Genomic DNA, 12,027 nt, shown 5'->3' on the forward strand with positions numbered 1-12,027 from the left:
TCTTTTGTTTATTGCCTGCAATGGTAATTATCATTGCAAGCAATAATGAATTGGGGAGGGACTAGGACAGTTTTTTGTTTGATATGCCCAAGTTTTTCGCCAATCCGAACAAAGAATTAATGAAGCTTGTATCTTCGCCATTTTCAGCATCAGTCGCCGCTTGTTGAAGTTTGATCAATGCTGCTGAAACGGTGAGGTTCTTAATATCGTTTGTGGAAATTCCATATTTATCGGCTAATCCACGCACCTTCTCTGCGAGGTCTCCTTGTCCATCTGGACCTATCAAAGAATTTTTAATAGCTGTGGCATGTTTGGAGTTGTCAATCAAGTGATCAAAACCTTTGGAGTTGGATACTTGACGGACGATATTCTCAAAGAACATGGTTTCACCACCAACAATATCGATTTTTGCTGTTTTAAGTGCTTCCGATAATACGCCGGCTTGTGCTTGAGCAATGTCTTTTTGGATATTGATGTGTGCGAGTTCAATATCACGTTCTTTTTGCAATTGCAATTTGAATTCTTCGTGATCTCTGCCCACGCCGTCTAATTTCTTCATCGCTTCAGCTTTCTCTTCGATACCTTTGGCTTCAGCAAGCGCTTTCTCACGCACAACTTCCGCCTGTGCTAAGCCCTCTTTACGCATCGCTTCTGCTTTCTTCTCAATGACACTAGCTTCTACAGTACCTTGTTTTTCTTCAGCTTCAGCTTTGGCAACCATAACTTCGGCCTCGGATAAGCCAAGCGCAGCTTCTTCTTTGGCTTGTGCCTCGGCAATAATCTTACGACTTTCGGCTTCTTTGAGTGATGCTTCTTTTTTCGCTTCCGCATCGATCAATAGCTCTTGTGCACGCTTTTCGGCGATTTTACGAGCAGCCTCCGCGTCGATTACTTTTTTCTCTGCTTCCTGTTCTGCCGCAATTTTTGCAGCTTCGGCAGCTTTAACAGTTGAAATTAATTTTTCTTCTGCTTCTTGTGATGCCGCAATAACACCCGCTTGTTTTTTACGTTCTACTTCACGGAATACTTCGATGTCTTTGACGCCTTGTTGCTCTTCAACAACACCTTTTTCCAATTGTACACGTTCTTTGATAACGCCTTGGATACTTTTCTTTTCGGTTTCGATCGAGCGTTCTTTGTCGATCTGTGCTAAGGTAACAATGCGCTCGCGTTCTGTTTGTTCTAAGGCGCGATCTTTTTCTACACGTTCGGCCTCCACAGCATCGGTACGTTGTTTATTCTTTTCAGCAATGATAATCTGCCGCAGTTTATTTTCTTCTTGAACAGCGAGTTGCTCTTCGGTAGAAATCCGGACGCTTTCGTACTTGAGACGTTCTTCTTCGCGTACCTTTGCTATTTCTGCTTCTTCGCGTGCTCTGATGTTGTCAATTTCCCGTTTTTGTTTCTCTTCCTTTTCGGCAAGCTGACGGTCTAGTTCTAGAATCGCTTCCCTTGCTTCCACGTTTTGTTTTTTGATTAGTTTCTCCTCATCACGACGAATGAAGTTGGCATTTATATTTTGTTTGGCTGTTAATTCGGTGATCTTTTTGATACCCTCACTGTCTAGGATATTATTTGGATTGAGATGTTCGATGTCGGTCTGTTCAAGGTAATCAATCGCACAGTCGTCCAAAATATAACCATTAAGATCAGTTCCGATGACGTCGAGTATCTCATCACGGAATTCGCGACGGGCTTCGTATAATTCAATGAAATCAAATTTCTTACCTACTGTTTTGAGTGCTTCGGAGAATTTAGATTCAAAAATACTTTTTAATGTTTCTGGTTCACTGGCGCGGTCGCAACCTAAATTTTGGGCTACATTGATCACATCATCTACATTTTTATTGACACGAACAAAGAAAGCAACTTTGATATCTGCACGAATATTGTCCTTACAGATCAAACCTTCACCCTGCATACGGGCAATCTCAATTTTTTTGATTGAGATGTCCATGATCTCCATCTTGTGAAATACAGGTACAACATACATTCCCTTGTTGAATGCTACTTTTGTACCACCAACACCGGTTCGTACAATCGCCTTCCCTTGTGGAATTTTCTTGTAGAATGCACTCAATACAACAAAGAATGCAAAAATTAAAAAGACAGCCAAACCGACAATTAAAAGTATAATTCCGTTTAAGCCACTTAAAAATAAAAGAGGTTGATATAGCATATGATTTGTATTTATTTAGATTTTAATATTTGGGTTTACGATTAGAATTTAAAAGGATAAAGATTCGCTCTTTTAGGACAGTTGTTTAGTGTCGGGGCTTTGCGTTTATTCCTTTTCCATTAAATATTGTCTATCGTGATTTCTTTGGTCACATAATAATATTTCTTGTCCTTGGATTCGTCAACAATAATGACATCGTCTCCATAGCCTATTTTCTCCCCATTATGGCTGACAACATTGAGGCGAATAGGATCCTGTTGGATGATAAATTCGGCAGAACCTATTTTCTTGCCTTCAATACTGGCTCTCATTTTACCCATGCGACCAAGAAAATCGTGACTTTCTTCGCCATTGTAACCTATACTTTTGAACATTTTAGCTAAAGGTTTGGTCAGAAAATGCATTAAAATAAATGTAACAATAAAAACAGGGATCAGGATTAATACGGACTTTATCCCCCATGAAGCAACGTCGATAAAGAGCGAAGAAACAATGGTAATTATCCAGCCTATAAATTTGAACAGTGTTACAATAAGCATGATGGGTACTTTGCCAACATTGATGTAATCCATTGCTTTTGCAAAGAAACCAGGTTCTGTATTAGCGTCCGTATCCGTATGATGATGGTGTGCATGATCGCCGCCCTCAGTTGCGATATCATGTGAGCCATCAACGTCCGTGACATCAGGTGTAGGATGGAGGTCTATATCTGCATCGGCATCAAATAGATGTACTCCATCACCCATCAGAAACATAAATAACCAATACACTACAGACATGCCAGTTAAGACTGTCATAATTCCATTGGACAATGGATTGAATAAGATATTGATTAGTTCTGTCATAGTGTTATTGTTTAAATTTTCTCTCTCTTGAAAGTATAATGAAAAGACCAGGAATTCCCATTGACTTCAAGGTCCTGCATGGTTACCAATTCCCAGCCTTGATTTCCAAGATCATTTAAGATTTCATCAATTTTTTCGGGATCCAACTTTGTTCCCCAAAAACCTTTAGGTTCAATTTTTAGCGTTTTATATTCAAATCTTTTCATCATTATTTAATTTTCTTTTTAGTTCTTCTAATTCGTTGTTGACGGCTTCAGACCCGCCGATGGTCTCGTTGATCTCATCAACTTTACTTTTGTTACCTAGTGCAATCTCGCCATAGGCCTTTGCTAGTGCCTCGTCTTCCTCGACCTTCTCTTTCATACGTTCTAACATGGAAATCGTACTATTGGAATCGATATTAGCGAGCTGACGATTGACCATTTTAGCTGCGTTGGATACCTTTACACGTGCCTTTAAAGTAGAGAGTTCACCTTCCCATTTCGATATATTGAATTTGAGAATGTCTACATTTTTGTGTAGCTCATCCGATGAACTTTGATGAATCACGGCTTGTTTCTCCAATTCACCAGCTTCGATTAATAACTGTTTTTTCAACAACAGCGCTTCCTTTGCAAGACCTTCTGCCTTTTCTGTCGTTAATTCTCCCTTTTGTGCTTTTTGGAGTAATAGAATAGCTTTGTTTTCGAATTCATTGGCTTCTTCTTTTTTCCTTTCACAATTGTTTTGGGTACGTATGGCTAACGCTTTAACTTTAGCATAGGCTTCTAACGATTGTTCCAGGTCCTCTTTCATCTCACGGATACCCTGTTCCGTCATTTTGATAGGGTCTTCCATTTTGTCCACGACTGCGTGGATCTCGGCTTGACCAATTCTGAAAATTCTCTTAAAAATATTCATTATTCTATAATTTTGAAAAACTTATTAACTGATTATAATATTCACTCATCAAAAGACTCAGCGAATTAATGGCTGCATCAAACTCATTCTGATCGAGATTATGTATTTGTAAGGTATACCGAAATATAACTTTGGTACCATCTTCTGTTAATGCAAACCCACCGTGTATAATATCTCTATTTTTTATCAATAGTGATTTGAACATATCCATGGTGTCATTGCTGATTGTAAAAAGATATTGCTCAAAAATCAGGATGGGTTGGGCAATGCCTACAATCAGGTTACGGATTCCGTCGTCTTCATTTTCGATGACAAAGATTCCTTCTTTTGTATCCTTATGGGTGATGGTGTAACCGATATTGGCGATATAATTTTCAATTTTTGAGAAGTACATAATCAAGTTTTTTATATATTGCACATATTCTTTGCATAAAGGTAATAAAAATGCAAAAATATTTTGCAATAAATATTCAATTTTTTTTAAAATGAGCAACGTAGGCAACAATATTAAGAAATTAAGAAAAGTGAAAGGAATGAGTCAACAGGCATTTGGGGATATTTTTAATCTTACTAGAGGTAATATTTCGTCTTACGAAGAAATGCGTGCAGAGCCAAAAATTGAGATTGTTCTAAAAATTGCAAATTATTTTGGCATTCCTGTGCAGCATCTTATTGAAAAAAATCTATCTGTCAATGAAATTCTTAATTTCAATGATTATTTTGATCCAAATGTTTCTCTTATTGGACGTAAAAGATTGTTACAAATCCCGCTGCTGGAACGAGATGGTATTTTTGAGGCGGGTAGTTATTTTTCGAAATTAGAAGAGCTTCCAATAATTGAATTTCCTTTGCAAAGTAGGAACCGCCTCATCGCAATCGAATACGCTGACGCTATTCCGGTGCCGAGTGATTTTTTGGCTGGCCCTCAATCCATTTTATTTTTTGAAGAGGTAGATGTTCAGAGCCTACATACGTTGGATAAAGCATTTGGTTTGTATTTTTCCGAAGAAGAGTTCTTTATTGGAAAATACAGTTTGCAGGAAAAGGAGATTAGTTTAGCCTTAAATGCCTGGAAGAAGATTGATCTCACTATGGGGGAGAAAGCATATTTCTGGAAATTGTATGGCAGGTTTGAGCGAATCTAATTGCGTGGAACTTTTTCCTATTGTTTATTCGGTTTTGCCGGTATCGGGCGTATTTCCATGTTGTTATCATATCCGTGGTTAATTATGTAATCGCAGTCCATTTACAAGGTATTAACAAGGGGTTTGCAGGGGTTTACCCTTGTAATACCCCTAATATGTACGGCCTTGGAGTTGATCTGATGTTGACTTGCCTACAAGAAAAGAAGACTCCTAACTCAGGCCTGCAGAATGTGAGTGTCCACAAAAAATTTCGTAGAGTCGGGCATTGTAATTAAATTAGTTCGATAATAAAGTAACGTTACAAAAAGGTAGGGTTGTGATTAAGATGATGGTGAACTTGTCGATCCGATAAAACTAGAGTGATTTATTTAGCTTTAGAACAACACGCATAAACGAATAAATGACCAGACTTAAAAAACTAAATTTAAATAAATGAAGAAAGTAGCCTTATCAGCATTAATTGCTGGATTTTTTGTTATTTCCTGCAATAATTCCACGACTAAAAAAGTCGAAGTAAAAGATACAACTGCCGCTATTGACTTAAAAAAAGATACGGCCGAAACGTCGGTAGAAAATAGCGGTGGCGAAGTGCCAATACCGAAATTTAGTTCTGCTGAGACACAAAAATTGGCGGAGGATTATACAAAATATATCAAAGAATTTATCGCTGTTGCTAAAAGCGGCGATGTTGTTAAACTCAAGGAGCTTGCAGCGAAGCGACAGGAATGGGCGGCCAAAGAAACTGAAGCTGTTGCTAAGTTTACGCCAGAAGATGCTAAATTATGGAAGGCTTATGCAGAGAACCTAGGAAGAGCGTTGACTGCAAGCCTGACAAAATAAGTTGGAAACAATCGACGAGGTAGGGGCTTGAAAACCTACCTCGTTGATCATACTAGAAAGGCAGATCGTCTTCATTTTCATCTGGAGGTGTTGGGATGTCATCTTTGGCACCGTTCGAATCAGATAAAATCATAAAATTATCTACTTTAATTTCTGTGACATATTGTTTTACCCCATCTGCGTTCTCATAGTTACGATAGGTGAGTTTGCCTTCAACCATGAGTTTGGTCCCACGTTGGCATTTCTTTTCAATGGTATTGTTTTGCTTACCCCAAACCACGAGTGTATGCCATTGAACTTCTTCAACCCATTCACCGGCTTTGTTCTTGAAAAGATCATTGGTGGCGAGACGTAATATGGAGTAATTGGTGCCAGTGGAAGTTGTTTTGATTAACGGGTCGTTTCCTAAATGCCCAACCAATTGTACTTTGTTGCGTAATGTGCTCATGTGTCTAATTTTTAAAAGTTTTTAATAATTCTTATTTTAGTTGATGGTCATTGGCTATGAACGCCGAATGATCTTAAGCAAAGGTGGGGTGGGGAAATAACTATAGTCGTCTATTTACCATTTGTATTCGACTATAGTCGGTTGTAACCGTTTGTTGTCGTTTAATCTTCCGTTATGAGTTCTGGAGAAAAAGTCTGCCTTGAATGTGGCAAAGTAATATATGGCCGTTCGGACAAGCGATTTTGTGATGATGCTTGCCGGAACGCCTATAACAATAAATTAAATAGCGACCAGACCAATCTGGTGCGCAGTGTGAATAATATCCTACGAAAAAACCGCCGTATTTTATTAGATGCATTGAGTGGGGTGGGTATGGTGAAGATACAACGGGAAAAGTTAAAGCGGTTGGGATTTGATTTTAAGTTTCATACACATACTTTTTCCAATAACAAGGGGCAGACCTATAGCTTTATTTACGAAACAGGGTATCTGTTGTTGGAGAATGATTGGGTATTGATTGTTCAAAAGAAACCGCTGTGATATTGATCACAATAGATTCATTTGTATTGGTTTAGTTTGCAGAACTGAGCTTGGCTTTTCTTATTGCAATATAATTAAAAATAGTAAACGTTAGAATCAATATGTAATAGCATACTGGGATGAGTAAAAAATAGGCGCTATTAAAGATATTGGTTAAAAAAGACGGTAGTGCAATTTTAAAAAAATCTGCAATAATGATATAGCCTATGAAACTTCCGAGAAAAAATAGTCCAACAGCGTGTATTATAATTATTTTTTTTAGGTGCTTACTGTATAAGGCGTCTTTGTTTTGTTTCGTATAACCCATAATTGCTGGGACCAATAGCCCTAATAATGGGTTGACCAAAAAGGTGAGCGATGCTAAATATAGCGCTTTAATACTTCCTGTTTGATTGTTGTCGATACTGATTTGATTTACATTTGGCATAATGAGTTGTTCTAATGGTATTTCCAAAATTTGACTGATCTGTTTGAGACTAAATCCACTGATTTCTTCCGTGCCTTTTTCTATGCGTTGTACTGTTCTTAGCGATACCCCCGCTTGATCGGCGAGTTCCTGCTGCGTTAGTCCCTTACGTTTTCTTGCTAGTTTGATTAATTGATTAGCTGATTGACTTTCCATAGTTCAAAGATGGGGAAATAGTCGTTGAATTTTAGTGAAATTGATGCGACAATAATATGCCAATATCGTGCTGAACAATATAACAGATTAATAATCAAAAGTTTTTGGAATTTGGTAAATATTTTGAATCTTTGCAATTCAATAGAGTAATTAATAAAAACGGAAGAATATGTTTGCAATATTAGAAAACCCCGCTTCGTCCACAGAGAAGATTCTCGGGAATATTCTTCGGAATACGGCCCTTTCCTAATCTTCTTCTTAATACGTTAAGTAACCTAGGTTGATATTGGCTAAAACGTGGCGCTCGAAATGGTAGTCCACTTTTCCAATATGCTTAGCTTATTCAGGAGTTTTAAAAATCCAGTTACTTTCAAAGTTATCGTGAAAGCTGGATATGAATGTTATGTTTTAGAAAATTTTATGAATTCAGTAAATAAATATGTCCTTCAGGCGCTGGATAACTATCCGATGTATTTGGAGGAGACCATGGAATCCTTATCCTATGCGCCATCCTATGATGAGTCCAATACAATGGCGCTGTGTTTGATGGGAAGAGTTCATGCCGAACAGCTATTGGACTATGAGCAGGCAAAAAGGTATTTCCAGGAAGCTTTGGTGCATAATGTGCAGGCACTGGAAGTATATCCTTATTTCATTCAGACATTGATTGATATGGGGGAGTATGAAGCTGCAAAAAAGACGATCAAATTTGCTTTGACACTTCCGGCCATGCCCTTGACAGGAATCTGGATCAAGAAAGCACTTCTATTTGAAAAAATGAGAAAATACAAAAAGGCATTGAAGGCGTTAAAAAAGGCTAAACTTGAAAATGTTGACCTCGATTTTTCGTCAAGCCTGAAGGCGATTGAAGATCGGATTAAAGGAAAACAGGAAATTAAGAACGGGAACGAAAAGGAAAACAAGAAAGAACGGAAGAACAGCCGAAAATAATCTCACCTTATTCGGATAACAGTTTTTATTTTGAACGAAGCCCAATAAAGAAGCCCTAGCTGAAATTTCAGCTAGGGCTTTATCAATATAGTTTAAGAATTATTCTGCTCTTAAGATTTTCGCAGCCTCAACCATAGACTCTAAAGCCGCTTTGGTTTCTGGCCAAGCACGAGTTTTCAAACCACAGTCAGGATTAACCCAAAGTTGTTCTGCTGGAACTACTGCTTTTGCTTTGCGCAATAGATCTACCATCTCATCTTTGCTTGGAACACGTGGTGAGTGAATGTCATAAACACCTGGACCAATATCATTTGGATATTTGAAATCACCGGCGAAAGCATTCAATAATTTCATTTGAGAACGTGAAGTCTCAATCGTGATAACATCGGCATCCATTGCAGCGATATCTTCGATCACATTATTGAACTCAGAATAACACATGTGTGTGTGAATCTGTGTATCGTCTTCAACATTTGATGAAGAGACACGGAAAGCACGTACTGCCCAGTTCAAGTAATCTTTTTGATCAGCTTTACGTAACGGTAATCCTTCACGGATAGCTGGTTCATCGATTTGTATGATTTTGATACCTGCTTTTTCCAAGGCTTGTACTTCATCCAAGATCGCCAATGCAATTTGGTAAGTCGTTGTTGAGCGCGGTTGATCGTTACGTACGAAAGACCATTGTAAGATTGTTACGGGACCAGTCAACATACCTTTAACCGGACGATTTGTCAATGATTGTGCATATGAAGACCAACGGACAGTCATATCTTCAGGACGGTATACGTCACCATAGATAATCGGAGGTTTTACACAACGTGAACCGTAAGATTGTACCCAACCATTTTGTGTGAAAGCGTAACCAGCCAATTGTTCACCGAAGTATTCAACCATGTCATTACGTTCGAATTCGCCGTGTACTAATACGTCGATATCCAATTGCTCTTGAAGACGGATGGTGTTTTCTGTTTCTTCTGCGATTGCTTTATCGTATTCTGCCTGCGTAATAGCACCCTTTTTCAGATCTGCTCTCCATTTACGAACATCTTTCGTTTGTGGGAATGAACCGATAGTTGTGGTCGGGAACGCCGGTAAGTTGAATTTCGCTTGTTGCGCTGCTTTACGGTCTGCAAATGCTGAAGTGCGTTTTGCATCGTCATCAGTAATATTGCTTGTACGTGTTTTAACCTCTGGTTTGTGGATCAATGGAGAGGTACGGCGGCTTTCAGCAGCCGCTTTGTTCGCTTCGAAGCGTTTTGCTGTTTCAGCATCAACTTCTCCCTCCGCTAGTACGGCTAAGTCTTTTACTTCAGCTAATTTTTGTTTAGCAAATGCTAACCAGTTTTTTACTTCAGCTGGTAGCGATTGTTCATTGTGTTCATTGTCTAAGTCAAAAGGAACGTGCAACAGTGATGAAGAAGGAGCTACCCATACACGGTCTTTTCCTAATGCATCAACAGCCTGTTTGATTTTAACCAATGATTTTTCGTAATCATTTTTCCAGATGTTACGGCCTTCAACAATACCTAAAGATAATGTTAATGAAGCAGGAACTTTAGCCAATACCGTATCCAATTGATTTTCACCGCGTACCAGATCCAAATGTAAAGCATGGATAGGTAGGTTAACTGCGATATCTTCGTTGTCTTTTAAAGATTCGAAGTAAGTCGTTGCGATTAATTTGATATTTTTTGCTGCTGCAGCTAATTTTTCGAAAGTAGGTTGATATAAAGCTTTTACTTTAGCATCTAAATCCAATGCTAAGAAAGGCTCGTCAATCTGAACATATTGTGCACCAGCATCAGCTAGTTTAGCTAGTATTTGCTCATATACTGGAATAAGTTTATCCAATAAATCGATACGGTCGAAGCCAGCTTCTTTTTCTTTACCGATCAAAAGGTATGTAATAGGACCTAATAGAACTGGTTTAGTATCGATGCCCAATGATTTTGCTTCGTTGTATTCATTTAAGAATTTTTCGGAAGTCAATTTGAATTCTTGATCTTTGGTGAATTCTGGTACCATGTAGTGGTAGTTCGTATCCAACCACTTGGTCATTTCCATTGCAGTCACGTCGATTCCTTCTTGTTGGAAACCGCGCGCCATGGCAAAATATAGATCTAAACTGTAATTGTTGTCTACTTTATTCAATAAAGAATGGTAGCGAGCAGGAATTGCACCAACAGTGAGGGTTAAATCCAATACTTGATCGTAAAAAGAGAAATCATTGGAAGGGATCAAATCTATTCCAGCATCTTTTTGTGTTTTCCAATTGCCTTCACGAATTTTTTTTGCTGTGTCCAATAATTCCTCAACAGAAGATTTTTTAGCCCAATAGGCCTCATTGGCTTTTTTCAATTCGCGGAACGCGCCCACACGAGGGTAACCTAAATTGTTAGTCAATAACATAATGAATGTTTTTAATATTTCTTTTTCAACTATATTTCTTGCTAGAGAGAGAAGGACACACTAGAATTTGGTGACTTCGGCTTATCATTCCCATATCAAGTAGGGTAGAATTTAGCACCTTGTCAAGGGACAGGTTGCTAAGGCTTCATCGGGTCTATTCCCTCTGCCTTTCTCTATAAGCGACGCTAAGTTAGAACATTTCTTTTTGAAATGCAAATTTTTTATAAAAGTGCGTCAATTTTTTATATTCTACTAAGGATGAAATTGTTTTGTTCTTTTATTTTCATCCACGAATTCGAGTAAGTCACGCTTGAATACGTGTGTAGCATAAAAAGGGGAATGACTATATTTTTCATTCCCCTTTTTTTAGCTGACCAAAAGTTTGTAACCTTTTCCGTGCACATTGACAATTTCAACTTTGCTATCTTCTTTTAGATATTTACGAAGTTTACTGAGAAATACATCCATACTTCTACCCGTAAAATAGTTATCATCATGCCATATTTTTAACAACGCTTCTTCCCGGGTCAGCACATCATTTTTCTTTAAGCAAAGCAAGCGGAGTAGTTCAGCTTCTTTCGTGGAGAGTTTTTGCATCTGTCCTTTGTAAGAAATCTGCTGACTTGTATAATCAAAGAAATAATCGCCAATTTCAAATTTATCCGCAACCACTTCTTCTTCTTTGTCTCGAACACTGCGTTTCAGCAAAGCATTGATGCGGAGCAATAATTCTTCCACTCGAAAAGGCTTGGTGATATAATCATCTCCTCCTAGCTCAAAGGCTTCGGTCTTATCTTCCATCATCCCCTTTGCTGTGGCAAAGATAATAGGAACAGTATTGTTTGTTTTTCTGATTTCACGTCCAACTGTAAATCCGTCCTTTTTTGGCATCATGACATCAAAAATACAAAGGTCGTAGTTATTTTTTTTGAATTGAGAAATCGCTTCATCTCCATCCGTGCATAATGTGACGTCAAATTTTCCCTTTAATTCGAGATAGTCTTTTAAAAGATCCCCCAAATTAGGATCATCTTCTGCTAATAATATCTTTTGCATAATGAATATATTAATTTTCACCAATGTCCCTTGATGCTGATAAATCAGCCTTCCTCAACCTTTGAAATTTTTTAAAGAGGAAATATACA

13 protein-coding genes and 1 riboswitch are annotated in these 12,027 nt (G+C 38.1%); of the genes, 4 read left to right on the forward strand and 9 right to left on the reverse strand.

Going from position 1 to position 12,027, the window contains the following annotated elements; translation table 11 throughout:
- Positions 1–61: 61 nt before the first annotated feature.
- The 5 genes from B4Z47_RS11685 to B4Z47_RS11705 all read right to left on the reverse strand — a co-directional run bounded on the left by B4Z47_RS11685 (position 62) and on the right by B4Z47_RS11705 (position 4,318).
- Positions 62–2,179, reverse strand: a complete 2,118-nt coding sequence (locus tag B4Z47_RS11685; RefSeq protein WP_115047009.1) for a flotillin family protein — start codon at positions 2,177–2,179, stop codon at positions 62–64.
- A 119-nt stretch (positions 2,180–2,298) separates the two neighbouring features.
- A complete protein-coding gene (locus tag B4Z47_RS11690) occupies positions 2,299–3,024 on the reverse strand; it encodes an OB-fold-containig protein (RefSeq protein WP_046674834.1) in 726 nt (241 codons plus the stop codon).
- 11 nt (positions 3,025–3,035) lie between these two features.
- Positions 3,036–3,233, reverse strand: a complete 198-nt coding sequence (locus tag B4Z47_RS11695) for a DUF4177 domain-containing protein (protein ID WP_083295781.1) — start codon at positions 3,231–3,233, stop codon at positions 3,036–3,038.
- Positions 3,217–3,924 carry a PspA/IM30 family protein gene (locus tag B4Z47_RS11700; RefSeq protein WP_070561586.1) on the reverse strand — a complete coding sequence of 236 codons (708 nt, stop codon included), beginning with the start codon at positions 3,922–3,924 and terminating at the stop codon, positions 3,217–3,219. The genes B4Z47_RS11695 and B4Z47_RS11700 overlap by 17 nt, the downstream gene beginning before the upstream one ends.
- A 4-nt stretch (positions 3,925–3,928) precedes the next feature.
- The gene (locus tag B4Z47_RS11705) at positions 3,929–4,318 is read right to left on the reverse strand and encodes a YbjN domain-containing protein (RefSeq protein WP_046674974.1); all 390 of its coding nucleotides are present in this window, start codon (positions 4,316–4,318) and stop codon (positions 3,929–3,931) included.
- 91 nt (positions 4,319–4,409) lie between these two features.
- On the opposite strand from B4Z47_RS11705, the gene B4Z47_RS11710 reads away from it, so the two are divergent.
- Positions 4,410–5,069, forward strand: a complete 660-nt coding sequence (locus tag B4Z47_RS11710) for a helix-turn-helix domain-containing protein (RefSeq protein WP_070561585.1) — start codon at positions 4,410–4,412, stop codon at positions 5,067–5,069.
- 432 nt (positions 5,070–5,501) lie between these two features.
- Positions 5,502–5,909, forward strand: a complete 408-nt coding sequence (locus B4Z47_RS11715) for a hypothetical protein (protein ID WP_115047011.1) — start codon at positions 5,502–5,504, stop codon at positions 5,907–5,909.
- Between the two features lie 52 nt (positions 5,910–5,961).
- Here B4Z47_RS11715 and B4Z47_RS11720 read toward each other — a convergent pair whose 3' ends face one another.
- A complete protein-coding gene (locus B4Z47_RS11720) occupies positions 5,962–6,357 on the reverse strand; it encodes a single-stranded DNA-binding protein (RefSeq protein ID WP_070561582.1) in 396 nt (131 codons plus the stop codon).
- 174 nt (positions 6,358–6,531) lie between these two features.
- Here B4Z47_RS11720 and B4Z47_RS11725 point away from each other — a divergent pair, with 174 nt between their 5' ends.
- Positions 6,532–6,897, forward strand: coding sequence for a hypothetical protein (locus tag B4Z47_RS11725; protein ID WP_115047013.1), 366 nt, complete (start codon positions 6,532–6,534; stop codon positions 6,895–6,897).
- 31 nt (positions 6,898–6,928) lie between these two features.
- Here the strand turns inward: B4Z47_RS11725 and B4Z47_RS11730 are convergent, their stop codons facing one another.
- Positions 6,929–7,519, reverse strand: a complete 591-nt coding sequence (locus tag B4Z47_RS11730) for a helix-turn-helix domain-containing protein (RefSeq protein WP_115047015.1) — start codon at positions 7,517–7,519, stop codon at positions 6,929–6,931.
- Between the two features lie 420 nt (positions 7,520–7,939).
- Between B4Z47_RS11730 and B4Z47_RS11735 the strand changes: the two genes are divergently transcribed.
- Positions 7,940–8,470, forward strand: coding sequence for a hypothetical protein (locus tag B4Z47_RS11735; RefSeq protein ID WP_115049427.1), 531 nt, complete (start codon positions 7,940–7,942; stop codon positions 8,468–8,470).
- Between the two features lie 99 nt (positions 8,471–8,569).
- On the opposite strand, the gene metE is transcribed toward B4Z47_RS11735, so the two are convergent.
- Complete coding sequence (gene metE / locus B4Z47_RS11740) at positions 8,570–10,882, reverse strand: 5-methyltetrahydropteroyltriglutamate--homocysteine S-methyltransferase (protein ID WP_070561576.1); 2,313 nt, start codon at positions 10,880–10,882, stop codon at positions 8,570–8,572.
- A gap of 78 nt (positions 10,883–10,960) precedes the next feature.
- A riboswitch (SAM riboswitch) is annotated at positions 10,961–11,064 on the reverse strand.
- A 184-nt stretch (positions 11,065–11,248) separates the two neighbouring features.
- The gene (locus B4Z47_RS11745) at positions 11,249–11,938 is read right to left on the reverse strand and encodes a response regulator transcription factor (RefSeq protein ID WP_172840643.1); all 690 of its coding nucleotides are present in this window, start codon (positions 11,936–11,938) and stop codon (positions 11,249–11,251) included.
- Positions 11,939–12,027: the final 89 nt, after the last annotated feature.

The organism is Sphingobacterium sp. UBA2610 (assembly GCF_002339225.1).
Lineage (GTDB): Bacteria > Bacteroidota > Bacteroidia > Sphingobacteriales > Sphingobacteriaceae > Sphingobacterium > Sphingobacterium multivorum.

What these genes read in the sequence shown, in the direction of transcription:
- B4Z47_RS11700 (WP_070561586.1), bottom strand. Translation starts at nt 3,924, where the DNA reads ATGAATATTTTTAAGAGAATTTTCAGAATTGGTCAAGCCGAGATCCAC.
- B4Z47_RS11690 (WP_046674834.1), bottom strand. Translation starts at nt 3,024, where the DNA reads ATGACAGAACTAATCAATATCTTATTCAATCCATTGTCCAATGGAATT.
- B4Z47_RS11735 (WP_115049427.1), top strand. Translation starts at nt 7,940, where the DNA reads ATGAATTCAGTAAATAAATATGTCCTTCAGGCGCTGGATAACTATCCG.
- B4Z47_RS11685 (WP_115047009.1), bottom strand. Translation starts at nt 2,179, where the DNA reads ATGCTATATCAACCTCTTTTATTTTTAAGTGGCTTAAACGGAATTATA.
- B4Z47_RS11705 (WP_046674974.1), bottom strand. Translation starts at nt 4,318, where the DNA reads ATGTACTTCTCAAAAATTGAAAATTATATCGCCAATATCGGTTACACC.
- B4Z47_RS11695 (WP_083295781.1), bottom strand. Translation starts at nt 3,233, where the DNA reads ATGATGAAAAGATTTGAATATAAAACGCTAAAAATTGAACCTAAAGGT.
- B4Z47_RS11745 (WP_172840643.1), bottom strand. Translation starts at nt 11,938, where the DNA reads ATGCAAAAGATATTATTAGCAGAAGATGATCCTAATTTGGGGGATCTT.
- B4Z47_RS11725 (WP_115047013.1), top strand. Translation starts at nt 6,532, where the DNA reads ATGAGTTCTGGAGAAAAAGTCTGCCTTGAATGTGGCAAAGTAATATAT.
- B4Z47_RS11715 (WP_115047011.1), top strand. Translation starts at nt 5,502, where the DNA reads ATGAAGAAAGTAGCCTTATCAGCATTAATTGCTGGATTTTTTGTTATT.
- B4Z47_RS11720 (WP_070561582.1), bottom strand. Translation starts at nt 6,357, where the DNA reads ATGAGCACATTACGCAACAAAGTACAATTGGTTGGGCATTTAGGAAAC.
- metE (WP_070561576.1), bottom strand. Translation starts at nt 10,882, where the DNA reads ATGTTATTGACTAACAATTTAGGTTACCCTCGTGTGGGCGCGTTCCGC.
- B4Z47_RS11730 (WP_115047015.1), bottom strand. Translation starts at nt 7,519, where the DNA reads ATGGAAAGTCAATCAGCTAATCAATTAATCAAACTAGCAAGAAAACGT.
- B4Z47_RS11710 (WP_070561585.1), top strand. Translation starts at nt 4,410, where the DNA reads ATGAGCAACGTAGGCAACAATATTAAGAAATTAAGAAAAGTGAAAGGA.